The sequence below is a fragment of the Tenacibaculum litoreum genome (assembly GCF_964513915.1).
Classification (GTDB): domain Bacteria; phylum Bacteroidota; class Bacteroidia; order Flavobacteriales; family Flavobacteriaceae; genus Polaribacter; species Polaribacter litoreum.
In genome coordinates this window covers 617790-642635 of the sequence record NZ_CAZEQS010000003.1, presented here as the reverse complement: position 1 = coordinate 642635, position 24846 = coordinate 617790, and the positions used below count along the sequence as shown (strand labels likewise).

General features: G+C 34.6%; 21 protein-coding genes. 8 read left to right on the top strand and 13 right to left on the bottom strand.

What is annotated here, in order from left to right; translation table 11 throughout:
- Nucleotides 1-3: 3 nt before the first annotated feature.
- The 4 genes from metH (at nt 4) to ACKTTR_RS09045 (ending at nt 5591) form a co-directional block, all read left to right on the top strand.
- Complete coding sequence (gene metH, locus ACKTTR_RS09060) at nt 4-2679, top strand: methionine synthase (RefSeq protein ID WP_408027537.1); 2676 nt, start codon at nt 4-6, stop codon at nt 2677-2679.
- Between the two features lie 238 nt (nt 2680-2917).
- Entirely contained in the window at nt 2918-3874 is a 957-nt protein-coding gene (gene metF / locus ACKTTR_RS09055; protein WP_408027536.1) for a methylenetetrahydrofolate reductase [NAD(P)H], read from the top strand.
- A gap of 440 nt (nt 3875-4314) precedes the next feature.
- Nucleotides 4315-4800 (top strand): tetratricopeptide repeat protein, encoded by a 486-nt coding sequence (locus ACKTTR_RS09050; protein WP_408027535.1) that lies wholly within the window; start codon nt 4315-4317, stop codon nt 4798-4800.
- Between the two features lie 2 nt (nt 4801-4802).
- Nucleotides 4803-5591, top strand: coding sequence for a PhzF family phenazine biosynthesis protein (locus tag ACKTTR_RS09045; protein WP_408027534.1), 789 nt, complete (start codon nt 4803-4805; stop codon nt 5589-5591).
- A 192-nt stretch (nt 5592-5783) separates the two neighbouring features.
- On the opposite strand, the gene ACKTTR_RS09040 is transcribed toward ACKTTR_RS09045, so the two are convergent.
- Both ACKTTR_RS09040 and hutI read right to left on the bottom strand, forming a co-directional pair.
- On the bottom strand, nt 5784-6791 hold the full coding sequence (locus ACKTTR_RS09040; RefSeq protein ID WP_408027533.1) for a formimidoylglutamase: 1008 nt from the start codon (nt 6789-6791) through the stop codon (nt 5784-5786).
- A gap of 1 nt (nt 6792) precedes the next feature.
- On the bottom strand, nt 6793-8025 hold the full coding sequence (hutI, locus tag ACKTTR_RS09035; RefSeq protein WP_408027532.1) for an imidazolonepropionase: 1233 nt from the start codon (nt 8023-8025) through the stop codon (nt 6793-6795).
- Between the two features lie 49 nt (nt 8026-8074).
- Here hutI and ACKTTR_RS09030 point away from each other — a divergent pair, with 49 nt between their 5' ends.
- Nucleotides 8075-8503: a DUF3995 domain-containing protein gene (locus tag ACKTTR_RS09030; protein ID WP_408027531.1), complete on the top strand. Its 429-nt coding sequence runs from the start codon at nt 8075-8077 to the stop codon at nt 8501-8503.
- 41 nt (nt 8504-8544) lie between these two features.
- On the opposite strand, the gene ACKTTR_RS09025 is transcribed toward ACKTTR_RS09030, so the two are convergent.
- Nucleotides 8545-8955, bottom strand: a complete 411-nt coding sequence (locus ACKTTR_RS09025) for a hypothetical protein (protein WP_408027530.1) — start codon at nt 8953-8955, stop codon at nt 8545-8547.
- Nucleotides 8956-9112: 157 nt separating this feature from the next.
- A complete protein-coding gene (locus tag ACKTTR_RS09020) occupies nt 9113-9712 on the bottom strand; it encodes a hypothetical protein (protein WP_408027529.1) in 600 nt (199 codons plus the stop codon).
- Nucleotides 9713-10262: 550 nt separating this feature from the next.
- Here ACKTTR_RS09020 and ACKTTR_RS09015 point away from each other — a divergent pair.
- Nucleotides 10263-11669: a glycosyl hydrolase family 18 protein gene (locus ACKTTR_RS09015; protein WP_408027528.1), complete on the top strand. Its 1407-nt coding sequence runs from the start codon at nt 10263-10265 to the stop codon at nt 11667-11669.
- Between the two features lie 86 nt (nt 11670-11755).
- On the opposite strand, the gene ACKTTR_RS09010 is transcribed toward ACKTTR_RS09015, so the two are convergent.
- From ACKTTR_RS09010 to ACKTTR_RS08985, 6 genes are all read right to left on the bottom strand, one after another.
- Entirely contained in the window at nt 11756-12106 is a 351-nt protein-coding gene (locus ACKTTR_RS09010) for a hypothetical protein (protein WP_408027527.1), read from the bottom strand.
- A 185-nt stretch (nt 12107-12291) separates the two neighbouring features.
- A complete protein-coding gene (locus ACKTTR_RS09005; protein WP_408027526.1) occupies nt 12292-13545 on the bottom strand; it encodes a PDDEXK-like family protein in 1254 nt (417 codons plus the stop codon).
- A 988-nt stretch (nt 13546-14533) separates the two neighbouring features.
- Nucleotides 14534-15157, bottom strand: a complete 624-nt coding sequence (locus tag ACKTTR_RS09000) for an FMN-dependent NADH-azoreductase (RefSeq protein ID WP_408027525.1) — start codon at nt 15155-15157, stop codon at nt 14534-14536.
- A 66-nt stretch (nt 15158-15223) separates the two neighbouring features.
- Nucleotides 15224-15805, bottom strand: a complete 582-nt coding sequence (locus tag ACKTTR_RS08995; protein WP_408027524.1) for a Crp/Fnr family transcriptional regulator — start codon at nt 15803-15805, stop codon at nt 15224-15226.
- Nucleotides 15806-15829: 24 nt separating this feature from the next.
- Nucleotides 15830-16480: a class I SAM-dependent methyltransferase gene (locus ACKTTR_RS08990; protein WP_408027523.1), complete on the bottom strand. Its 651-nt coding sequence runs from the start codon at nt 16478-16480 to the stop codon at nt 15830-15832.
- Between the two features lie 143 nt (nt 16481-16623).
- Nucleotides 16624-17409, bottom strand: a complete 786-nt coding sequence (locus ACKTTR_RS08985) for a dienelactone hydrolase family protein (protein WP_408027522.1) — start codon at nt 17407-17409, stop codon at nt 16624-16626.
- Between the two features lie 347 nt (nt 17410-17756).
- Here ACKTTR_RS08985 and ACKTTR_RS08980 point away from each other — a divergent pair, with 347 nt between their 5' ends.
- On the top strand, nt 17757-17966 hold the full coding sequence (locus ACKTTR_RS08980; RefSeq protein ID WP_408027521.1) for an SHOCT domain-containing protein: 210 nt from the start codon (nt 17757-17759) through the stop codon (nt 17964-17966).
- A gap of 82 nt (nt 17967-18048) precedes the next feature.
- On the opposite strand, the gene ACKTTR_RS08975 is transcribed toward ACKTTR_RS08980, so the two are convergent.
- Complete coding sequence (locus ACKTTR_RS08975) at nt 18049-18522, bottom strand: nucleoside deaminase (protein WP_408027520.1); 474 nt, start codon at nt 18520-18522, stop codon at nt 18049-18051.
- A 219-nt stretch (nt 18523-18741) separates the two neighbouring features.
- On the opposite strand from ACKTTR_RS08975, the gene ACKTTR_RS08970 reads away from it, so the two are divergent.
- Nucleotides 18742-20247 carry a hypothetical protein gene (locus tag ACKTTR_RS08970; RefSeq protein WP_408027519.1) on the top strand — a complete coding sequence of 502 codons (1506 nt, stop codon included), beginning with the start codon at nt 18742-18744 and terminating at the stop codon, nt 20245-20247.
- Between the two features lie 261 nt (nt 20248-20508).
- Here ACKTTR_RS08970 and ACKTTR_RS08965 read toward each other — a convergent pair whose 3' ends face one another.
- Both ACKTTR_RS08965 and ACKTTR_RS08960 read right to left on the bottom strand, forming a co-directional pair.
- Nucleotides 20509-21645 (bottom strand): NAD(P)/FAD-dependent oxidoreductase, encoded by a 1137-nt coding sequence (locus tag ACKTTR_RS08965; protein ID WP_408027518.1) that lies wholly within the window; start codon nt 21643-21645, stop codon nt 20509-20511.
- A gap of 8 nt (nt 21646-21653) precedes the next feature.
- Nucleotides 21654-24842: a LodA/GoxA family CTQ-dependent oxidase gene (locus tag ACKTTR_RS08960; protein WP_408027517.1), complete on the bottom strand. Its 3189-nt coding sequence runs from the start codon at nt 24840-24842 to the stop codon at nt 21654-21656.
- Between the last annotated feature and the right edge of the window lie 4 nt (nt 24843-24846).

Here is a 24846-nt window from a genome sequence, read left to right as displayed (position 1 = left end):
TAGATGAGTGAGGAAAGAAGATACATGAAATTATCGGGGTTAGAACCGTTAATTATAACACCCGAAAGTAATTTTATTAATGTAGGGGAGCGCACAAACGTAGCAGGATCGCGTAAATTTCTTCGATTGATTAAAGAAGAAAAGTTCGATGAAGCCTTGGCAATTGCACGTCATCAAGTAGATGGAGGAGCGCAAATCATCGATATTAATATGGATGATGGTTTAATTGAAGGAAAAGAAGCGATGGTACGCTTTTTAAACTTAATAGCTTCTGAGCCTGATATTGCCAGAGTTCCTATTATGATTGATAGTTCTAAATGGGAAATTATAGAAGCTGGATTACAGGTAGTACAAGGAAAATCGGTAGTAAATTCCATTTCTTTAAAAGAAGGAGAAGAAAAATTTATTTGGGAAGCTACGCAGATAAAACGATATGGAGCTGCTGTAATTATCATGGCTTTTGATGAAGTAGGACAAGCAGACACCTACGAACGTAGAATCGAAATTGCAGAACGTTCTTATAGGTTGTTGGTGGACACTGTAGGTTTCCCGCCAGAAGATATCATTTTCGATTTAAACATTTTTCCTGTAGCTACGGGAATGGAAGAGCACAGAAAAAATGCGTTGGATTTTATTGAAGCTACCCGATGGGTACGCGAAAACTTACCGCATGTAAGTGTGAGTGGTGGAGTAAGTAACGTGTCGTTTTCTTTTAGAGGAAATAATGTCGTACGTGAAGCGATGCATTCGGTATTCTTATATTATGCCATTAAAGCAGGAATGAACATGGGAATTGTGAATCCGACGATGTTAGAAGTCTACGATGATATTCCGAAGGATTTATTAGAACATATTGAAGATGTTGTTTTAGATAGGAGAGACGATGCTACTGAACGCTTATTAGAATTTGCCGAAACGGTAAAAGGAACTAAAAAAGAAAGCAGTGAGCAAGTTTTAGAATGGAGAAGTTTACCACTACAAGAACGTATTACACATTCTTTAGTAAAAGGAATAGACGCTTTTATAGAAGAAGACGCTGAAGAAGCTCGTTTGAGTGTTGCAAAACCACTACATGTAATTGAAGGACATTTAATGACGGGGATGAACGTAGTAGGAGACTTGTTTGGCGAAGGAAAAATGTTTTTACCGCAAGTTGTTAAATCTGCCCGAGTAATGAAGAAAGCCGTGGCGTATTTGAATCCGTTTATTGAAGCAGAGAAAAGTGAGGAACAAAAAGCCATCGGAAAAATATTAATGGCAACCGTAAAAGGAGATGTGCATGATATTGGTAAAAACATCGTATCTGTAGTGTTAGGTTGTAACAATTATGAAATTGTCGATTTAGGTGTGATGGTTCCACCAGAAAAAATCATAGAAACCGCTAAAAAGGAGAACGTAGATGCGATTGGTTTAAGTGGATTGATAACACCTTCTTTGGATGAAATGGTGTATTTAGCCAAAGAAATGGAACGTCAAAACTTGGAGATTCCTTTATTAATAGGAGGAGCAACAACTTCTAAGGCACATACTGCTGTAAAGATTGATACGCAGTATAAAAACGCAGTAGTACACGTAAACGATGCGTCAAGAGCAGTGACTGTAGTAGGAGATTTATTGAATAAAGAAACCTCAAACGAGTATGTTGCCAAGTTGAAGAAAGATTACGAAGAGTTTCGTGATAAGTTTTTAAAACGAGGAAAACAAAAGCACTACATACCAATTGAGGAAGCTAGAGAGCGAAAATTCAAAATAGATTGGGACACTACTAATATTATTAAACCAAAAGAATTAGGAGTACAAAAACTAGAACAAGTAAGTTTAAAAGACTTGGTACCTTATTTTGATTGGAGTCCGTTTTTCCGCTCATGGGATTTACATGGAAAGTTTCCTGATATTTTAGAAGATGAAGTAGTAGGAGTAGAGGCAACTAGTTTGTTTGCAGATGCACAAAAAATGTTGCAACAAATTATAGAAAAGCAAGCGTTAAAACCCAAAGCTATTTTTGGTTTGTTTGAGGCAAACTCTATTAACGACGATGATATTTCAGTTCAAAAGAAAGGAAAAGAAGTCGCAGTATTTAGAACCTTGCGTCAGCAATTAAAAAAGCGTGAAGGAAAACCAAGTTTTGCTTTGGCAGATTTTATTGCTCCAAAGGAAACTGAAAGAACGGATTATATGGGAGCTTTCTGTACCGCCATTTTTGGAGCTGATGAATTAGCACTACAATACAAAGAAAATCACGATGATTACAATGCTATTATGGCACAAGCTATTGCCGATCGTTTTGCAGAAGCTTTTGCTGAATACTTACACCACAGAGTAAGAACAAAACATTGGGGCTATGCTTCTGAAGAAAACTTAACGAATGATGAGTTGATAAAGGAAGCATACAAAGGTATTCGTCCTGCACCCGGGTATCCTGCATGTCCTGATCATCTAGAAAAAGAGACAATTTGGGAGCTTTTACAGGTAGAAGAAAACATAGGAGTAAGTTTAACAGAAAGTCTAGCTATGTGGCCAGCAGCAGCTGTTTCAGGGTACTATTTTGCCAATAGTGAAGCTAAGTATTTTGGTTTAGGTAAAATAACAGACGATCAAGTAAGAGATTTTGCAGAGCGAAAAAATATACCCTTAGAAAAAGCCAGAAAATGGTTGCATCCAAACATATCAGACAATTAATAATAACTTTAAAATAAATAAACAAAAGAGCGTATTTAATTAACAATAAGTTTTAAGTTAGGTAAACTAAAAGCTACAAAACAGTAGTAATATTGCCGTATAAAAAATCAATAAAATTAGACAAATGAAAAAGTATAATTTAGAGATTCGATTTGCAATACAGCTACTGGTAATGGCAGCAATATCGTTAATTGCAGCTTCATTGGTATAGTTAAATACGCCTTTATAAGATAGACTTATGAAGGTAATAGAACATTTAGAAAAAGCTAACGGAACATCGTTGTTTTCGTTTGAAATACTTCCGCCTTTAAAGGGAGATACAATAGAATCAATATTCAAAAATATTGATCCGTTAATGGAGTTCAATCCTCCGTTTATAGACGTAACCTACCATCGTGAGGAATATGTGTATAAAGAGTTAGGAGATGGACTATTAAAAAAACAGGTTGTAAAAAAACGCCCAGGTACTGTAGGTATTTGTGCGGCGATTCAAAATAAATACCAAGTAGATGCTATTCCGCATATTTTATGTGGAGGGTTTACGAAAGAAGACACTGAAAACTTCTTAATTGACCTCGATTTTTTAGGAATTGATAACGTTGTTGCATTACGTGGTGATGCAGTAAAAAGCGAAACTTATTTTAAGCCTGAAAATGATGGACATGCATACGCAAGCGAACTAGTCACCCAAATAGAGAACTTAAATAAAGGAAGGTATTTAGATGATGATTTACAGAACTCGTCAAAAACCGATTTCTGTATTGGAGTAGCTGGATATCCTGAAAAGCACATGGAAGCGCCAAGTTTAGATTCTGATATTCATTTTTTAAAGAAGAAAATTAAAAACGGTGCAAACTATGTGGTAACTCAAATGTTTTTCGACAATCAAAAGTATTTTGAGTTTGTAGAAAAATGTAGAGAAGAGGGAATTACGGTTCCTATTATTCCAGGATTAAAACCTATTTCAACCAAAAAGCAATTGAATTTAATTCCGCACCGTTTTAAAGTTGATTTACCAGATACTTTGGTAAAAGAGGTTGTAAACTGCAAGAGTAATGCAGAGGTACGACAAGTAGGAGTAGAGTGGTGTATTGCTCAAAGTAAGGAGTTACAACAAAAAGGAGTGCCTATTTTACATTATTACTCAATGGGAAGATCAACCAATATTCAACAAATAGCAGAAGAAGTTTTTTAATCGCAGGGCGATAGCCAAAGGTTTAATTCTTTGAGGAGGTTGATCACTAACCGTCATTTTGAACCGAGTGAAACGGAAGGAGAAATCTTAAACAAATGAGTAACTTAATTTAATAAGATTCCTCCTCAGTTGCTTTGCAACATACTTTCAATCAAAATATATCTTGATTTCAGTAGCGTTCGGAATGACGTAAGTAATATAAAAGCAAAATAACTTGTTCACGTCATTGCGAACAGAGTGAAGCAATCTGTAAATCGACAAACAGATTACTTCGTCGTATCCTCCTCGTAATGACTTCTTGTCATCCTGAACGGAAGAGAGGAATCTCATCTATCTAATAGAGCAAGAAATAATGAATCATTACCGTTAACACTAATTAACATAACTAGTTGATACAGCAAAGTTGAAAGTAATATATTTACATGTTAAATAAAGAAAACATGGAAGAAAAATTAGCTAAAGCAATAGCATTAAGAAGCGATAAAAAGTATTCTGAAGCTGAAATAATATTAAAAGAGTTAATTAAAGATTTCCCTAATGAAGCCCAGATTTACTATCATTACGCTTGGCTTTGTGATAATATGGAACGAGAAACCGAAGCTAGACCAAAATATGAAAAAGCACTTGAATTAGGGTTGGTAGGAGAAGATTTAGTTGGTTGTTATCTAGGGCTTGGAAGTACTTACAGATGTATAGGAGAATATGAAAAGTCAATAGCTCTTTTGGATAAAGCAATTAAAGAATATCCATCAAATAATGAGTATAAAGTTTTTAAAGCTATGGCTTTATATAATGTGAATGAGCATAAGGAAGCAATGAATTTATTATTGAATGTTATTGCTAGTACAAGTTCAGATAAAGGAGTTCAAGAATATAAAAAAGCGATTGAGTATTATTCTGATAAACTAGATAAAACTTTTATATAGAAATGAAATTACCATTATATCAAATAGATGCCTTTACAGATAAAGTATTTGGAGGAAATCCAGCCTGTGTTGTACCATTGCAAGATTGGTTGCCAGATGATGTTCTTTTAAAAATAGCAAAAGAAAATGCGGTGGCAGAAACAGCTTTTTTTGTTGATAAAGGAGAGAAAATTCATTTAAGATGGTTTACTCCAGAAATTGAAATGGATTTATGCGGGCATGCAACACTTGCCACAGCTCACTGTTTACACTCAATTTTAAACTATCCTCATAACAAAATAGTATTCGAAACGTTGAGTGGTGATTTAACTATTACGATTGAAAAGGACTTTTATTCGATGGATTTGCCCTCTCGAATGCCTGTTGCTTCTGAGTTACCTGAAATTATTCAGAGGTCTTTAAATATAGCGCCTAAAGAGGTTTTAAAGTCGAGAGATTATGTATTAGTTTATGATTCAGAAGAGGAAATAAAGAATGTGAAAGTAGACAGACAAACTTTTGATCAAATAAATCTAGATCCAGGAGGGGTAGTAGTTACTGCTATAGGAGATAACTGTGATTTTGTATCAAGATATTTCACTCCACAATCCTCTATTTTAGAAGACCCTGTTACTGGTTCTTCTCATTGTTCATTGGTGCCATTTTGGAGCTCTCGATTGGATAAAGATAATCTTGATGCAATACAAGTTTCTGAAAGAGTAGGAGTATTAAAGTGCCAAAATAAAAAGGATAGGGTCATAATTAGTGGTAAAGCCAAGACTTATTCAGAAGGAAGTTTGTGGATAGAATAACTAGTATTTAAGGAGTTGTCATTTCGAACGAGGTACGAGGAGGAATCTCATTAAGTTAAGTTACTCATTTACTTAAGATTTCTCACCCTTCGTTTCACTCGGTTCGAAATGACAATAAGCAATCTGTTTGTCGATTTACAGATTGCTTCACTCTGTTCGCAATGACGTGCTTATCTTCTTAGTAAGTAATTATTAATTGCTTTTAGCCTTTATAAAATCAGAAATTAAATAACTGATATACTTTCCTACTTGTCCGTTAGCTATTTCATCTTTAACAACTGCTGGAGCCCCCTCACAAATATGTAAATAAGAAGCATTTTGTAGTTTTCCAAAGTAATGTGTAAATCTACGTGCTTGTTGTGGGGTAAATCCGCTAGGTGTCATAGCACTACTTGGAAAGTGTTGCACACAATCCAAATCGATTTCAATTCCGAAAGGAGTGTTTTCTATAAAACTTTCAGCACGTTGTAATTCACCTTCAAAAGAAGTAGACTGATACACTTCTAATTCTTCAAAAGTATTGTACTCTAAGTTTAAACTATCGTGAATCATTTCAAAAATATACTGAGGTGTATAGTTCTCATGCAACCCGAACATAAAGTAATTTTGAATAAAACCTTCTTGTAAGGCGTACGAAAATCCGTTACCACTATGACGTTCTTCTAAACGACGTAAATCAGTATGCGCATCTAGGTTAATTACATTTACAGGTTGATTTTTCCCTTCAGAAAGTCCTTTAATATTTCCGTAAGCATTGTTGTGTCCACCACCGATGATAATAGGAATTTTATCACTTTCAACAATTGTTTTGATAAGCTTAGAAAGCTCTTTGTCTATTGCTTTTACTAATAAATCACCTTTTTCTCTATCAGAAGCATCAAAACTATATACATCATCCAAACAATCTAAATAGCCTAACACTAGGATATCGTTTCCATCAATAAATTGGTTTTGTTGGGTATTTAAAAACGATTTTAAAGCGGGAATAAAAGCAGTGTGTGCACCACCATTTCCTCCATTCATACGAACACCAATATCTTCTGGAACTCCTAGAATAACAAAAGTAGCAGTTGAGTTTTCAAGTGCTGATTGTAATTCTTTTTTGGAGTCGATTACAGCAACGCACTCTCCTAATTTTGTTTCTCCTTCACGAGGAGCTACAAATTCTTGTATGTCTTTTTCGTTGAATATTGTTAGCATATTAAACCTCTTTTCCGTTGATGAATACTGAATCAATTAAGTTACTTCCGAATGAATACGGTAAAAAACCATATGAAGGAATTTCTTTCGTTAGGATTAAATTCGCTTTTTTTCCTTTGGTAATACTTCCAACCTCATCAGATAAATTCATTGCATAGGCTCCGTTAATGGTTGCTGCATTAATCGCTTCTTCTGGGGTCATTTTCATTTTAATACAAGCCGTTGCTACTACAAAGTTCATGTTTCCTGATGGAGTAGACCCTGGATTGTAATCTGTAGCTAAGGCTAGCGGTAATCCTGCATTCATAATATCACGAGCAGGGGTGTACGGAATACTTAAAAAATATGAACAAGAAGGTAAGGCAACAGGCATGGTTTGTGTTCCTTTCAAGGCTTCAATGTCTTCTGTATTCATTACCTCTAAGTGATCTACCGACAAGGCATTGTGTTTTATACTTACTTGAACCCCACCAATAGTTGTAAACTGATTTACGTGTACTTTTGGCGTTAATCCGTATTGTTGCGCAGCAGTTAAAATTCTGTCAGTATCTTCTACCGAGAAATATCCCGTTTCACAGAAAGCATCTACGAAATCCGCTAGATTTTCTTCGGCTACTTTAGGTAACATTTCCTCAATAATTAAATTGATGTATCCTTCTTTGTTGTTTTTATATTCGGTAGGGAAGGCATGTGCTCCTAAAAAAGTAGCTTTGATAGGAATGTTATAATTCTCGCGTAGCTTTTTAATAACACGTAACATTTTTAACTCAGCGTCTACGGTTAAACCATATCCTGATTTTATTTCAACTGCTCCAGTACCTAAAGCTATCACTTCCTCTAATCGTTTTGCCGATTGTTGGTATAGCTCTTCTTCTGGAGTTTCTTGTAACTTCTTAGCCGAATTTACAATACCACCACCACGATTGGCAATTTCTTCATAACTCAATCCGTTAATTCTATCCACAAACTCTTGTTCACGATTGCCAGCATATACAATATGTGTATGCGAATCGCACCAAGTAGGTAACATCATTTTACCAGTACAATCCACAGTTTTATCAGCAGAAGCAGGGACTTTTTTCATGCTACCGTAGTCGGTAATAATACCGTTTTCAACCAATAAAAAAGCATTTTTTATAGTAGGTAAAATGTTCATCGAAGCTCCTGATACTTTTTGGGTACTTGTTTCTCTAATTTGGATTAATTCTTTGATGTTTATGAATAAAGTTGTCATGTTAAATACTTAAATTTGTTAGACAAACTTACGGTAAAAACTACAATTTATGGTACATTTTTTAGGAGTGATTTGTGTTTTAATTCTCTTTTTTATCTCGTTAATTCACGTTTATTGGGCTTTTGGAGGAACTTTATGGGTAAATGCTGTAATACCAACCAAAACAGCCAATGAAAAAGCAATGAATCCACCTAAATTACTAACGTTTGTAGTGGCTATGGTTATCAGCGGTTTTGCTGTTATATATGCAGAAAAAATACAGTTCTTTACGTTAAGTTCAATGCCTACATGGCTAAAAGAGTATGGACTTTATGTTGTAGCCAGTATTTTTCTCATTAGAGCGATAGGAGATTTTAAGTATGTAGGCTTTTTTAAGAAAGTTAAAGCGACAGAGTTTGCCATAAACGATACCAAGTATTTTTCTCCACTATGTTTATTTTTAGGAGTAGTTGGGTTGCTGATAGTTTTTTTGAGGTAGGAGTGAACAAGTGGTTGGTTTATAGCTGTTGTTGGGTGCAGTTATGCGTTTTTCAATTTAGTTTTATTCATTCGATTTACAATATAGAAACCAATTATAGCTAAAGGGATTCCAATTCGGAAATGCTTTCCGCTATAAGTTCCGTTAAACCCCTCGTAAAAAAGGTTAAGCTCAATTCCAATTCCTATTAAAGTTAAAATAGAGTAAACCATAAGCAATGTCTTTCCGTTTTTATTTGTTTTGTTCCATACAACAAAAATGAAAATTAGATAACACAAATACCCGAGAATTGCTGAATTTAGATAGGTTTCCATTGAAGTGTTCAACGCGACATCAATTATGGAAAATTTTAATTGAACATTTAGAAATTCAATTCCGTTTTCAATTCGGAATGTGAGTAAAAAGACTGAAAATATCAATCCTAAAATCAAAAGTATGTTTTCAGCTTTCATTTTTCAAAGTTATAGGCAATGTTCTAGTATGACCGTAAGTTACGGGTTTATATATGTTAATTTTCAGTTTAGTCATAGAAGTTTGCAATTACTAAGGGTTGGGATGTAGTAGAATCCATTCGGAACTGCAATTATACATTGTTGTGCATAGTGTTTTTTATTCAGCTTTGATTTCATATGGTTTTTCAGGAAATCCGAATAAAATAGCTTTATTCTCATCTATTTCCTTTATTCCGATTAGTTTTTCTCGTTTATCGTTGTTAAAAATTGATGCAAAATATGTTCCTTGTAAATTCTCCAAAATTAATTTACGCCCGCTTCTTTTCATTCTTTTGTTCATTTCTTGGATAACTGGACTGTCCAAAATTTCGTTGAATTTTAAAGGTATTTTTTCATTTTTCCACTTTGCTTTGAACTTGAGTGTTTCAATTTTTTTAGATTCAAGTTCCGTTTTTGTCGGTTCGATTCTTTCGTAATCAGTCCAAAATTCAGTGTCCCCTGTTATGGATTCAGTTTCGCTCAACACAGTATGAATTTTACCCATTCTAAATATTCTTATTCGATTTTCGTTTATGAATTCATATTTAGATTCAGAGAGTTTCTCATTCCATTCAGTTTGGACTTTTGATAATTCATTTCCGCTTTTTAATTCAAGTTCAAAATGAATGACTTGGTTGTTATTAAATTCAATAAGTTCTGGTCGACAATAGTCGTCTCCTGTCTTAATCTTTAACCAACTTCCATTCAGATTTTCCATTTATTTTCTGCGGTTTTAGGACATTATACCCAACTTATTTATATACATTATAAAATCACTAATAAACTCCTCCTCAAATAATAAAATAAACAGAAGTCATAGCAATTTCACTCTCTCAAATATAAAAAAATAAACACAAGAAAGAATACAACTTTTATCAGGAAGACTTCCAAGCCTAATGGGAGTAACTTAAAACAAGTAAAAAGATAAAAATAGATGCGTGTGTAGAAAAATGTTTGTTAGCACAGTATACCGTATTCTTTTTAAGGTATTGTATAACAGTTAGTTGTATAGCCTTTTCTTTTATACATGTAATACGTGTATTCGTGATTGATTATCAGTCGTTTACTACCTTTTTTTTAAGCCATGTTTATTAATTTCTCAACTTTATAACAGCAAATAATATGAAATAATAAGAGCAGTAGGGGACTTTAAAAAGCTGCATTCGTACTCAGGTAAAGCCTAAAGGTTTGTTAGATATATAAGGTATTTAATTAGGTTTTTAATCTGCTGTCGAGAACAACTTAGTAAACATTAAATACAGTATATTATGAAAAATTCTCAATTTCCCTACGGCATTAACGCTTGGATCTTTTTAAATGAAGATGAACCACCAAAGACGAATTACAATAGTCCTGATAGCTGTTTTCAATCACTTATTAAATATAAAGTATATGACAGTGTAACATCTCTTGGAATTGCTTTTTTTGAGGTAGTTTCAGCTACTAAAGGTTCTACCATTAAAATTGGTGATTCATCGCACACAGGTGGGCTTACAAATCAAGATTATTTGAATTCTGTATTGAAGGATGCTCGCCAAGTGAATCCGAATATTAAGTTTTTAGCAACGATGGTATATTCGGGAGATAACACACTGGCGTCTATTTTTTCACCTGGCGGAAACGAACAAGAAGAGGCAACTAATTTTGCTAATAATTTGGTAGATTATTTAAAAGAGACTGGAATGAACGGACTGGATGTTGACTGGGAAGGTAATGTGTCTACACGTATGACTCAATCTCAATTTAAAACGTTGTTTTCTACGATTCGCTCAGTGTTTGATAAGCAGCCAGTAAAATATTACTTGTCGTTCACTCCTGCATGGCCAACAAATTCGATTGATTATCCAACTGTAAATAACGCATTTGATTTTGTATCACCTCAGTTTTATGATGGTACACCATTATCTAGCTTTATAAATGCAGGGATATCTCCAGAGAAAATTGGTTATGGAGCGCAATTTGAACCAGGAAATGCAGCACCAAACTCTAGTGCTCAACAAGTTTGGAATCGAGTTTCTGAAGGATTTATCAATAAAGGTGCTACTTATGATTATCAAGATGTTTTTATGTGGCGTTTTAACTCTGGAAACTTCCAGTTTGAGCAAGCCCAATTTATGATTCTTAATCAGTTAGCCAATCCATTACCAAGTAATACATTTGATGATACCCAGATAGTTGGAGCGGCGGGTAACCCAAACATAACTCAAATGACGATTCGTTCGGGTGATGTACTTGATGCCATTCAGACCGTAAATACTGGAACTGGACCTTATAATACGGGTACTCAGGGTAATAATACGGGTGTGTTTACTTTGCTACAGCATGGTGGAGATAGTGGAGTAGCTAAAACGATAGATATTCCGTTAAACGATCCAATTGTGGCTGTTTCTGGTTACACTGGTGTATGGTATGGTTGGAAATGTGTGTTACAAATAACTTTAACAGGTAAAAGCGGAGCTTCTTATGGGCCTTTCGGAACTATGAATGGTTCAGCTATGCAAACACCTTTTAAACAGTCTGCTGAGGCAGGACAAAGTTTAGTAGCATTTAAAGGTTCTACTGTAAGAGTTCCGTTGGCTAATGGTAGTCATACAGAAGTTATTGCTAGTTTAAATGCTGTTTTTGCGAAGCCTTTTGTAGCTCAGAAATTAAACGAAAAGACGCTTTCTCTTTAAGTTTTAGTATAGTAAAGAGTATATAAGATACTTTTGTAATAACATAGGCTATGTGTCATTAAAGCGGCACATAGCCTTACTATTATTTACTCTCTAAAAAATAAGTAAATATTGTTTTGGTTTATAGGCTTCCAGTTTTTTGCATGGAAACTGTTTTCTTTCCAGTAAATTATAAGATTTATATGGTCTATTTTTACAGAATCCTTTGTTTGTGTTAATAGGTTTAAAGTGTCTTTACTTTGAGTAATTCCATTCATTTTAAAATGTCCATTTATTTTAGAAATAAAATCACTTAATTCTTCTATCCTTTTAATTTCAACCTGTTCACTATCAGCTTTAGTAAGTTTATCCCACTTGTTTTCTAATTGCTTTTTTGAATTACAACTTAATAAACTTAAAGAGAAGAATGCGATTAGTAATATGTTTGTTATTCTCATTTTATATCTTCTTATTGCTTATGGATTTTATAAGTACAGTCAGTATATTTTATGTGAGGTATTAGAGAGCGAAGGGTTTTCAAGTATGCATTGAGCCAAATAAACAATTTGGCGATGTTTGTAAATAGTAGTAAATTTCGTAAACCACTAAACTCCCTATTTGCTATATACAGTATTGTAGTCAGTTATTTATTTAATTCAGTTTCTAATATTTGTTGAATTTTCGGTAAATCATTATCAATTAATTCTCTAAATTTCTTCTCGATTTTATCATTAAGGTTTTCATCTTCCGATTCCAAGAATTTATTGTATTCTGAACTTGTGATAATCTTTTTCTGAAATGCTTGATGCCAAGAGGGTCTTAATAGTCCATTCGCTTTAATGACTTTATTAAAAACTTTATTGTTTTTACTAAAAAGTTCGTAAACTTTTTGACGGCAATCAGAATTCAAATATTCTCCAATTTTTAAGTCAAAATAAATATAGTTCCTTGTAATATGGAACTCGAAAAGGAATAACCAATTATTTGTCAAATCATCTTCTTTGGTTATGAACCCTTTTTCTTTTAGTTTCTCAATGTTTTGGTATAGAAACTCAGGTTGAAATCGAACATATGTTTTAGAAGTACTAAATGGTCTTATTGTCGACTCCTTTTCTATTAACTCAACTAAATTATGAGGAACAATAGTTGATTGGCTTGGTTCAGCATATTTAAAAACTAAATCAAATGCAGATTTGTATCGTTTGTATAATTCTTTTGCTGTTTTCTCTATTTTTTCGTTCTCGTTCATTAGTGCTTTCAATGTTTGCAGATATTGTTCAAGAACAAATCTTGTGTTATTAGCAATTGAAATACTTTGATTATCCAAGATTTGAACTATTAATTTTTTTATATGCTGGTAAGTCAGTTGCACATAAAAATCAGTTTCAACTTCTGAAATGTCTTGTTCAAATAGTGATAAGTAAATGTAAATTTTATGTTTGAAATCTGTATACTCATTTTCAACATAATTCCTATATTTTGTTAGTTGTCCTTTACCTTCTTTTGCATAAACTTTGTTTTCAATCATTATGCAAAGTCCATTAGATTTAGAAAGAATTAATATATCGATATTTTTATGCTCTCGTTTAATTTCAAGGTCACTAAAGTCTAGGTTTACAAAATCGAATACAGATAATTTGGCTTCTGTATTTCCTAAATCTTGATATTCATTTTCCTTGTAATAAAGTTTAATAAACTCTTTTATAAAAAAGTCACCAAGTCTATGAGTTTCATTTGGGTCAAATAGCCAAGCAAGTAAATTTGAGTGTTGTAGTTCTTTATGAGCAACTCTTAGAATCGACATTAAATTAATTTCTTCATTAACTAAGCCCTGAATGCTTGTGAAGTCATCATCAAGAATTAATTTCTTTAATTGTGTTTCTATTTCTGTCGTCATTCTTTAATTTTTGGTAGCTTATTCATATCCGTAATAAAATCACTAACACAGTCTTAAAATAGTAGAATAATTAGAGGTCATAATAATTTTATTAACACTCTCAAATATAAAAAAAGTAAGATAAAAAAGTGTAACTTTTTTATCGGGACGACACCCCAAGCCTAATCGGGACGACACCCCAAGCCTAATCGGGACGACACCCCAAGCCTAATCGGGACGACACCCCAAGCCTAATCGGGACGACACCCCAAGCCTAATCGGGACGACACCCCAAGCCTAATCGGGACGACACCCCAAGCCTAATCGGGACGACACCCCAAGCCTAATCGGGACGACACCCCAAGCCTAATCGGGACGACACCCCAAGCCTAATCGGGACGACACCCCAAGCCTAATCGGGACGACACCCCAAGCCTAATCGGGACGACACCCCAAGCCTAATCGGGACGACACCCCAAGCCTAATCGGGACGACACCCCAAGCCTAATCGGGACGACACCCCAAGCCTAATCGGGCGAACCCCAAGCCTAATCGGGACGACACCCCAAGCCTAATCGGGACGACACCCCAAGCCTAATCGGGACGACACCCCAAGCCTAATCGGGACGACACCCCAAGCCTAATCGGGACGACACCCCAAGCCTAATCGGGACGACACCCCAAGCCTAATCGGGACGACACCCCAAGCCTAATCGGGACGACACCCCAAGCCTAATCGGGACGACACCCCAAGCCTAATCGGGTCGAGACCCCAAGCCTAATCGGGACGACACCCCAAGCCTAATCGGGACGACACCCCAAGCCTAATCGGGTCGACACACGAAGCCTAAGGGAAGTGATACCATACACCTAAGGGGAGTAACTTCAAACAAGTAAAAAGATAAAAATAGGCGCGTGTGTAGAAAAATGTTTGTTAGGTGCTGTGGGATATAAAGAGACTATAAAAAAATGCTGTTTAGATAAATGTAAACAGCATTTTGATGGTGGGTTAAATAGCTTCAATTTCTTGATATATCTTCTTTTTAGAGTTTTCAAAAATAGCCCCTCCAAACTCCTCATTATCTAAAGAAATAATGGTAATATCTTTAATACCCATAATTCCAAAAACAAACTTTAAATAGGTAGTTTGGAAGTTCATATGCTCGTTTTTTTCATTTTCACCATAGCCAGTATCACCTCGGCTTGATAGGATAAACATTTTTTTGTTTTTCAAAAGACCTACATAATCACCATCGGGTGTACCTGAGCGGAATTTCCATGTCTCATTAATTCTCATAAGTTGATCTATGTAAGCTTTTAATCCGCTAGGTATAGACCAATTGTACATAGGTGTTCCAAGAACATATACATCGTGCTCTTTAAACTCTTTAATTAGGTCATTGCTCAAAGCGACTCCTGATTGATTTTCTGCTGTTCTTTCTTCAGGCTTAATAAAGGCACTAGCAATCCATTTTTCGTTAATGTGAGGTATTTCTTTTAATCCAATCTCTCGGTACGAAAACGTATCGTTAGGATGCTTTTGTTGCCAGTTATCTACAAAAAGTTGTGTTAGTTTTCTGCTGTGCGATTTTTGGTTTCTTACACTAGCATTGATAATAAGTACTTTGTTCATATCTTGATATAGTTTACATGATATGGCAAAGTTCGTTGTAGAAAAAGTAAAAAAAATTGACCTAGTTTAAGATGACTTGTGTTTTTTACGAACTCTACTTAAAAACTCAGGAGTTACACCTAAGTACGAAGCAATTAAGTATTGAGGAACTTTGTCTGCTATTTTGGGGTAGTCTTTTATAAAATCAAGATACCGTTGTTCTGCATCATACACATTGTTGTGAATTATTCTTCTTTGCAAGCTACCAAGATACTTTTCGAGTATAATTCTAAAAAAACGCTCCAATTTAGGTACTTGTTTCAGCATTTCCTGAAAAGAATCATAACGTATTTGTAACAAGTTGGTTTTTTCTATTGCTTGAATATTGTAAATAGAAGGTTGTTGCTTTTGAAAGCTATCAATATCAGTTGCCCACCAGTTTTCTATAGCAAAGTATAAAACTTCTTCAGTTCCTGTAGCAGCGTTTATATAAAAGGCTTTAAGAGTTCCATTAATTACAAAATTATCGGTTCTACATACATCACCATTTCTTAGAAGATATGCTCCTTTTTCAAGAGTTTTTTCAGTCCAAAAGCTTTTAATGATGCTTTCTTCTTCTGAAGTTAACTTGATGTATTTTGAAATTGATGTGATTAAGGCTTCTTTCATTTAAATGGGTTCAAAAAAAGTGAATTATTCCTTTTTTAATTTGGCTAGGGTATAGGTTCGTTCTACAGAATCACCTGTTTTACTTGTAACTTGTTCAGTTTTATGGATAAGCTCGTCAATTTTTAAGAGAGAAGCACTAACAAGTGTTTCCATTTCTTTTGTGCCAAAAAGCTGAAACTTATCACCTACAAAAGGTAAGTTTTTCATAAACTCTTTATTGGCATAGGTTAAAATGCATACACCATTAGGTTTTAAAACACGTTCAATTTCAGTTATCAGTTTTTTGGGGTTAGACCAAAAGTAAATTGTATTTACACTCATAACACGATTAAAAGAATTGTTTTTAAACGGAATTGTTTCTCCGTCATATAAAGAAAACTCAGCTTGTGTAGCTGTATTAATAGCTTTAGCTTCCTCGTGCATTGTTTTAGAAATTTCTAACCCAAAGTAATCTATATTGTTAGCTGTGGCTAATAACTTTTGTAAATGTCCGCAATTACCATGACCAAGCTCTAATACAGAATCATTGTCTTTCAACTCTAAAGAATCAATAGTACTTAAAGTCATGTTAATATTAGTCTCGTTCATGTTCTTTCCAACTTCAACGCCTAATTTACCATCAGGACAGCTTAATTGTTTTTCTAATTCCTTAATTTCTTCTTGTGTTAATTGCATAGCTTTTTAATTAAGATTAATAGTGGGATATTAAAAAACTAAATTATTGAAAATTGAACTTGAAAACAAGATAAACCGAGAGTATAAAAAATAAGAGCCTAATTCTTTTAAAAAGGATAGAGGAATAAGACTTATATATCTTTTTATTTGTCGTTTAGCCAGTTCAGAAAATCTTTAAAAACAGTGTTCCAATGCTTTTCATATTTTCCATTTTCTAGTTCTTTTCCAAATCCATGGTCTAAACCTGAGTAGGCTTTGAATGTTAAATTGTTCTTTTGTTTTCTAATAAACTCTATTGGAATAAGGTAAGCGGATTCAGGAGCCACAGCCTGATCTTTTGTTCCAATAGCTACAAATAAAGGCTTTGAAATTTTTAATAAATTATCAATAGGAGGCTCTGAAAAAGAACTCCATCTTTTATAACTATTGTTTTTACCTGCCCAAAATTTGTTGGTAGCATTTGGGGTTGCCATTATTTTTTTGAAATCTTCTAATATTGAATTAATCTCTCTTTGTGCTTCTTTTTCACTAATTAAGCCTTTTGCTACTTTTTTTCTAGTAAATGTAATAAAGTCAATAAGCTGCGTGTTTCCTCCACCAGACAAATAACCGAAATGAGTTATACTAGTATTTACGGTTCCTAATTTGGCAACAACATCACTACCTTCAGAATGTCCAAGGGCAATAACTTTTTTGAATTGATTTGGATACTTTTTAGTTACACTGTTAATTACTTGGTTGGCTTGGTACGTTCGGTAGGCTAATGTTTGGTTTTCATAATACGATTTAGGAACAGGAAAATCCTCATCCATTTTTGTTAAGAAAGGAAATCCTTTTTTAGATATGACAACAAACAGATAATTATCGGGTAATAGGTTAAAATCAAGAGGCAATGTCGTACCAACATACGTCTTTCCATTTTCTTTCATTGTTTGATATAGTGACATTGCTTTGGAACCTTGAACGTATAAGAGAAGAACATTGGTAGATTTAATATCTTTCTTAGTGTATGTATGATAGTTAATAGTGTCTTTACTTGTTACTACGGAATGATGCTTAAAAAGTCTTTAAGTCTTTTGTTCTTTGACTGAAGGATGTGGAACAAATGCATAGCGATATAAGTATTATAAATAGTCTCATATTAATTTTTATTTTACACTAAAGACTGAAAAGGAAAAGACATGTTGCAAAATGTATAATTAAAATTGTATTTTACTGGTATTCAGTTGTATAATTCCGTAACTTAGTATTGCTTTAATATAAAAACTAAATAGTTATGCATTATCACGACGGTCATTTTTTGGGAATGCACTTTGTATGGTGGATTGTTTGGATAGTAATAGGAGTATTCTTTTTCTTGTTTTACAGTTCTTTATTCCAAGTAACAAAAAAAGAATCTCCGTTAGAAGTCCTTAAAAGACGTTTTGCAAAAGGAGAAATAACCAAGGAAGAATATAAAGAGGCTAAAAAAGTATTAGACTCTTAAGTGTAATAAAAAAGAAACCCTTTGTAAAAACTACAAAGGGTATATTATATTATTCCACAGGTTTACCCTGAGGTTATTTACTCTAATACTCAATCTTATCTTCTTTTTCAGACCATTTCTGAAAAGGTTCTAAGGCAATATCACGTCCTATTTGCTCAAACGGAATACTTCTCTTTTCGTATGGTAACGGAATTTCTTTGTATATAAATTCATCATCAAAACCAATATTAGCAGCATCTTGTTGGTTACTACCGTAAAAAACTTTATCAGGACGCGCCCAATAAATAGCACCTAAACACATAGGGCAAGGTTCGCAAGAGGTATAAACCACACATCCATCTAATTGAAAAGAACCTATATTTTTACAAGCATCACGAATAGCAGTTACTTCTGCGTGAGCTGTTGGGTCGTTGGTAGAGGTAACTTTGTTGTTTCCGCGTCCAATAACTTCTCCATCTTTTACTACAATACAACCAAAAGGACCTCCTTCGTTGTTCTGCATTCCTTTTAAAGCTGCTTTTACAGCTTCACTCATATATTCTTCGTGTGTATTCATTATTTAATTTTTTATCAAAAAAAGGGAAACAAAATTAAGCCTTTTCTTTGGTTCAATTTAGTAAATAAAACACTTTTTAAGGTTAGTATATAAAGGTAATATACACTTGGTATCAAAAAACAGCTTTTTATAACTGTAATTTATGGGTTTATGACATCTTTTTTAACAGGCTAGTAAAATATTCCCTAATTTGTAACTATTATAAAAAACTAATCAATCATGAAATTAACAACCAAACTTATTTTAAATGCAATGCTTGTAATGGGTGTTGTATTTTTTAATTCTTGTAAAAAGAAGAAAAAAGAAAATGATGCTGTAGAGCAAGTAGAAGAAGTAGCTTACAACAAAACAGCCACCAAAAGTTTATGTGAAAGTGATTGGTTCCCTCACACACAAACCCCAGCGCCTGCAGAAGGAAAAGGAAGTCCGTTTGATGTATCGAGCACAACCAATGCAATTTTTCACCAATGGTCTTGGCAAAAGTTTTTATGGCTTACAAAACCAGAACATGTAATAGAAAAACTAGTAGTAAAACAGGATGGGAAAGAAGTTCCTTTGTATGTGGGAGAAACACTACCATTGTTTTTAAACCCAAAGAAAATGCATCAAGTAACGGCTCATATGCAAGATGTAAAACAAAAAGAAGGAGCTGCTTTAGTTTTAATAGATACCGCTCAGGCAGGATCGGGCGGAACTTTAAAAACAAATCCTGCTTATAACGAAGATGGAGTTTCAGAAACAGTATTTTACTCAATTCACGTAAGCCCTACAATGAAAGAATCATCAAGAAAGTATAGAGATTCTATAGTTAGCGGAACTTTAAGTGGAAATAACCAAGCATCTTTTCCTGTAGGTTCTTTAGAGTTAAAAGTATCATGGACACCAGTAACTGCTATTGCTGAAGAAGAGATAGGTAATTATTATACTACAGTAGCGGCTTTAAGTAGAGATGGAGAAACATATACGAATACTGAGGTAGCTTTATTAGGAATGCATGTTGTAGGTATTGTAGAGAATCATCCAGAATTTATTTGGGCTACGTTTGAACATGACGATTTAGCACCAAACTACGATTGGAAAGATAATAACGCATCTTCATCTACTAATAAATTATTATTTGCTGAAGGTACTACTAAAGGAATTGATGGAATTGTATGGAGTAATGGTAGTGCAAAGTTACCTTACAAAGCGTATGATTTATTTAAGTATGGAGTTCCAAGAGACAGCGTAGGAAACTTTATGAAGACAAGCCAATCAGAACCTATAAATTTTGATAATATTGAAAATCTTAATATTTGTGTAAAAGAAAACTTAACTGATGTATGGAAAAACTATTTTTATAATGGTTCTCTATGGATTGATACTGACGGAATGACTCCTGAACAGCAAACTGCGAAAATAAATAGTTTAGGCGGAAACATAGGAAATGCAACACCAGATACTACTTCGGTAGCAAGAGGATCAGTAAACTGTGCTAATGTTACCATGGAAACATATACGCAAACTTTTAAAAGCAGTTTAAAAGATATTGAAGCAGACAATTTAGCAAACTGTTTTAGCTGCCATAACGCGGTAAACTTTTCAACTAATAATAAATCACCATTGTATATAAGTCACGTGTTCAATGCTTACTTATTAAGAGGAGAAGGAAAAACATTTAATGAAGTTGAAGCTATTAAAGCGAAGCAAGAAGTAGAAGACTTTATGAAAAACAGCTTAAAGTAAAGTTTTTAAGATTGACTTTACAAAAAAGCCTCTCCAGTCTATTGAGTTACTGGGGAGGTTTTATTTTTGTTAGTTGTTAGTTGTTAGTTGTTAGTTGTTAGTTGTTAGTTGTTGGCATGTTTTACCTGAAATCATAGTTACTAATAGGAAGAAGGTAACGATTGGAAACCAAAAGGTGTAGCGGAGCTAAAACCAAACAGCTAAATCTTTGCTCTAACAGCAAAGCGGTCTTTTTTCTTGGTTCTAAAAGCTAGGAAATAATCAGCTAATACCACGTCTTTTCCAAAAAGTAGCCTCTTTCCATCTAGTTTCAGTACTGTAGAAAAAGTTTTTATGCTTTATATAATGATTCCAAATTTGTTGTAGTTGATTTTCATATAATTTATTGAATTGCTCTTCCTTAACGGAATCTAAATCCCTAATGAAATCATAGTTAATAAGTAGCTTTTGAAGCTGCATAGCATTTGCCATAGCGTTAAACATTCCTTGAGAAGAAAGTGGATCAAAACTCATAGCTGCATCACCCAAAGCAACCCATTGTTTACCTGTTACATGTTCTAAACGAGTAGAGTTAGCACTTACCGTACCATGAAAGCTAATGTTAGTTTTGTTACCTTCAACCAAAGAAGCAATTAGTTCGTGTTGTTTGGTAAAAGCTAAAAAAGCATCTAAATGTTTAAACGTATTTTTATCTACTAAATCAGCATCCGTTTGAAAGGCGATGACCCTTTTATTATCGGGAACTACAGCACTATACCACCAACCTAATTCATCAGCAGCAATGGTACTCATGGTATTTTCTTGAGTATTAGGTAAGCTCATCCAGCAAGATATTAACTTATCATACGATGTACGTTGAATACCTAAGCTTTTGGTGAAATGTGACTGTCTACCAGTGGCGTCAATTACGAATTTTGCCTGAATAGTATGTGTGATTCTGTTTTTTAAATCATCAGACTTTGTGGTTACTTTCCAGTAATTACCTTCATAAGAGCTATTAGAAAGTCGTGTTCCCCAAATACAGTTAACACCTCTTTCAGAAGCAATCTTTCTTAGATATACTTCAAAGTTCTTTCTGTCCAAACTTCTAGAGAAGCCATCGGGGTTCCTCATATGGTCAACAAATTGAAGTTGATTACTTCCCCAGTAGGATTGCATTCCTAAATTATTACGAAATATGGTTTGCTTTACAGTATCCGATTCATTTTCTAATAAATCTAACTCTTTTAAAATTCGTTGTGCTGCAGGCGCTAGCGATTCTCCAATTCTATCAACAGGTTCAACTAGTTTATCCAGCAATGTAACATTATAATGATTAACTAAAGAAATGGCGGCAATGCAACCTGCAATGCCACCACCTATAATTAGTATGTCAGTAGTACTATTATATTCTTTCAATTCGTATATTATTTAGGAATATATCTTGAAAAACGAGTCATCTTCTCAGGAATACCAACTTCAACTCTTTTAGGAGTTGCTTCTTGATGTGAATCAGACTGTTTCATATGATGTAACTTAGAAGCAATTAAATGTATGGTTTTAATAACATTTGGTGTTGCTTTAAAGTCTTTTGCTAGTTCATCTTCTGTTAAAGTTAATAAACTACGTTGAGCATCTTCCAATACAAACTGCTCGTTTAATAAATTATCGTGTGATAGTTTATCTACGGCTGCATCTATTGTATTTTGAAGACCTTTCTTTAACGCATGTTTAGCGGTTAAAACACCTTGTAATTCTTGTATGGTAGCTTTTAATAATGTTGCCTCTTGTTCTGGAGTAGGAGTAATACCCACCTGCATTTCTTCAGGAAAATTTGGGTCATGCTGAACTCCTGGACGCTTTTGAACCACAGCTAACTTATCAAAATACTTAATCATACTATTAATTTGATTCGTATAGGTTGGCGCTTCACCATCTAAGGGAAGATTATCTAACCAATCTGAACGGAAATTAAAGGCTTGAATACGGGTTTCTTCAGATAAATTCGAATCCATTGTTTCTTTATAACGTTTTTCATTTAAAACGTTGTTTGGTACTCTAGCAGGCCAAAACGTAGGTAAATACGGATCGTATTCACTTGTATATCCATCTCTACAACTAGCTGTATCAGTTTGCCAAGGAATTGCCATCCAACGAGTAATACCCCCAGCGACTTGTCCGCCCAAAATAGGACCTTTTGCTAATGGTAATATATCGTTATTCATCATTGGACCATAATACGTGGTGTTTACAGGCGGTGTTTTAGGAGCATGTTTAATTCTAAAAGGAGCCATGTACATACCAGAAGAACGCATAGGCCATGTCATTTCACAACCAGGGTGAAAAGCATCAGCTAAACAGAACTCCATAGCTGCTTTAGTTAACATATCTGGTTGTTCTGAAACAGGAAGTTCGTCTATTGTGGGTAGTTTTGGAATGTGAGGACATCCAGTCATGTCTACATAATCAGCTTCAAAATCACCTTGTACCCATTGATCTAAAAATTCTAATTGTAAATCTGATAAGGTAGCATGTTGTCGAACAGAACCCGTAGAAGGAATGCTGATTGCATCACCATACAACCAAGGCCATAACTGTGGAGCTTCTGCTCCCGACACATCAAAACGACGGAAGTTGTTAGAAATCGTTCTTCGCATTTCCATATAGGCAGGCGATGGGTTTCCTAATCGTTTTATCCATTCGTTAGTAGTATAATTAAACTGACCTCCAAAACCAAAGGCTCCAGCAAAACCAGCATTAACCCATTGCAAATCGGTCATACGTTGAAAGATTGGTAAAATATCTTTGGTAAAAGATGGTCTGGTAGGACGCACTAACATTTTAGATTTTACAGCAACGTCGCGCATTAAATCCCACATCGTACGTACCGATTTTTGCATCGGTGCATAATCTGGTGGAGCACAAATAACCCAGGCTGGGTCTACTTTTAATTTTGTTCCTTCGTATTCTACTTCCGCAGTAACAGGACCGTCAGAAATGTCATCGTGCCAACCTTCGTTATTGGCAAATGTAATGGCTATATCACCATTGATATTTTCCGATTTTCCGTGTCCACCTAACATGATTAGACGCCCTTTTTCATCGGTACGCATTTCACCTAAGTATACTTTTTTCGAAAGAAATTCTCCTTCAAAGAAAGGGCCTTCGGTAACATTGGTTCCGGTAATAGACTTTGCGCCACCATCAATTAATAATGAGTTACGATCTTTTACATCAATATTTCGTAGCATAGAAGGAGGCATATCTGCTGCTTCGGGAATGTCTAAGGCAATGTTAAACTGATACCAAGATGATTTTTGATTGGCTAAATGACTATGCCACGTAATTGTTGCATTTTCAGCCGTTAATTCTTTTACCGCTTTTCCTGCGGCATTGAATCCGTAGATTCTAAATTGTGCTGCTTGTCTTTTTAAGGCTCCTGTTTTATCTCGATACGCATACGGGTCTGTTTGTGGTTCAGGATTGTCAACTAATGGACCAATAAAATATTCGTGTTCACTATTTCCTACACGCATGACACCAATAGGAGGGTAGATGCCTGCTTTTACAATACAGTCGCTATTTTCATCAGTATTCCCTTCAAAATGAGGGTTGATTTCTTTAGGTTCTTGTAATTGCTGTCCGTTGGCTTGATGTCGTGCTTCGGCACTTGCTGCATAAACCACTTTTCTTGCTTGTGCAATAGACCCTAAAGGCTCGTGTTGCGGTAGCGTTCTCCAAATATTGAAGGCTAAATTACTTCCAAACTCTGCTTGACCAATACTAGCTACATCTTGTTGAGGTAAGTGTAATTTAGCAATACATATATACGGACTTTCTTCTGTGCTCCAAACTACTTGTGCATCATCTAACGGCATGGTAGCATCGTTAGTACGCAATTGTATTTCGAAACGGAAGGTCGCTTCTTTGGTTAACAAACGTTGCTGTAAATCGATACCTAAGTAATTGTTATCGTTAAAAGGAGTTCCTTTATAAGTGTCTTCAGGAACTAAACGATATTTTACAATTTGTGAATCACCTAATTTAAAAGGAAGAATTGCCCAGTAACTAGCGCTTAATACACTAGCTTCTTCTTTGGTCATTGCTTTTAAAATACTAGCTAATTCAGGGTGTTTTGCTATGTATGAATCATAATCACGGTCAATAACACCAGCAGTGGTAAAGCTACACATCTGTTGTGCATCACGAGCAAAGAAACGGTCGATGTTTTGAAAAATAAAATCGGCATTGGTACCATCACCTAATAGTTTAGGACCTTCCACACCAAAGAGTTTTAAACCGATTCCTAAGGTAGAATGTAAATCGGGAGAAGTTGGCCCAGTATCACTTGAAAAACGAACAGCACATTCGTAAGTATCACCAGCAAAAATTCCGATTTTGAATTTTTCTTCGATGTCTTTGTTTACAATAAAACGACCGTAGGCAATACCGTGTTGTTTTCTAAATACCGCTCTTTCTGCAGGCTGTTGCCCGTTTTCAATGCGTGTTTTTTGACCCATTTCCACAAACATTTCTTTTAAACGTTGTGTAACTTGGGTAATGTCTCCATCGCAGTTCCAGCATGATGAAGATTGATTTTGTGAGGGGTTTGTCATTTTT

Coding starts and splice junctions, on each gene's coding strand:
- ACKTTR_RS09025 (WP_408027530.1), bottom strand. CDS start 8,955: ATGAAAGCTGAAAACATACTTTTGATTTTAGGATTGATATTTTCAGTC.
- ACKTTR_RS09020 (WP_408027529.1), bottom strand. CDS start 9,712: ATGGAAAATCTGAATGGAAGTTGGTTAAAGATTAAGACAGGAGACGAC.
- ACKTTR_RS09050 (WP_408027535.1), top strand. CDS start 4,315: ATGGAAGAAAAATTAGCTAAAGCAATAGCATTAAGAAGCGATAAAAAG.
- ACKTTR_RS08970 (WP_408027519.1), top strand. CDS start 18,742: ATGAAATTAACAACCAAACTTATTTTAAATGCAATGCTTGTAATGGGT.
- ACKTTR_RS09045 (WP_408027534.1), top strand. CDS start 4,803: ATGAAATTACCATTATATCAAATAGATGCCTTTACAGATAAAGTATTT.
- metH (WP_408027537.1), top strand. CDS start 4: ATGAGTGAGGAAAGAAGATACATGAAATTATCGGGGTTAGAACCGTTA.
- ACKTTR_RS08980 (WP_408027521.1), top strand. CDS start 17,757: ATGCATTATCACGACGGTCATTTTTTGGGAATGCACTTTGTATGGTGG.
- hutI (WP_408027532.1), bottom strand. CDS start 8,025: ATGACAACTTTATTCATAAACATCAAAGAATTAATCCAAATTAGAGAA.
- ACKTTR_RS08975 (WP_408027520.1), bottom strand. CDS start 18,522: ATGAATACACACGAAGAATATATGAGTGAAGCTGTAAAAGCAGCTTTA.
- metF (WP_408027536.1), top strand. CDS start 2,918: ATGAAGGTAATAGAACATTTAGAAAAAGCTAACGGAACATCGTTGTTT.
- ACKTTR_RS08960 (WP_408027517.1), bottom strand. CDS start 24,842: ATGACAAACCCCTCACAAAATCAATCTTCATCATGCTGGAACTGCGAT.
- ACKTTR_RS09000 (WP_408027525.1), bottom strand. CDS start 15,157: ATGAACAAAGTACTTATTATCAATGCTAGTGTAAGAAACCAAAAATCG.
- ACKTTR_RS09030 (WP_408027531.1), top strand. CDS start 8,075: ATGGTACATTTTTTAGGAGTGATTTGTGTTTTAATTCTCTTTTTTATC.
- ACKTTR_RS09040 (WP_408027533.1), bottom strand. CDS start 6,791: ATGCTAACAATATTCAACGAAAAAGACATACAAGAATTTGTAGCTCCT.
- ACKTTR_RS09010 (WP_408027527.1), bottom strand. CDS start 12,106: ATGAGAATAACAAACATATTACTAATCGCATTCTTCTCTTTAAGTTTA.
- ACKTTR_RS09005 (WP_408027526.1), bottom strand. CDS start 13,545: ATGACGACAGAAATAGAAACACAATTAAAGAAATTAATTCTTGATGAT.
- ACKTTR_RS08990 (WP_408027523.1), bottom strand. CDS start 16,480: ATGCAATTAACACAAGAAGAAATTAAGGAATTAGAAAAACAATTAAGC.
- ACKTTR_RS08985 (WP_408027522.1), bottom strand. CDS start 17,409: ATGAAAGAAAATGGAAAGACGTATGTTGGTACGACATTGCCTCTTGAT.
- ACKTTR_RS08995 (WP_408027524.1), bottom strand. CDS start 15,805: ATGAAAGAAGCCTTAATCACATCAATTTCAAAATACATCAAGTTAACT.
- ACKTTR_RS09015 (WP_408027528.1), top strand. CDS start 10,263: ATGAAAAATTCTCAATTTCCCTACGGCATTAACGCTTGGATCTTTTTA.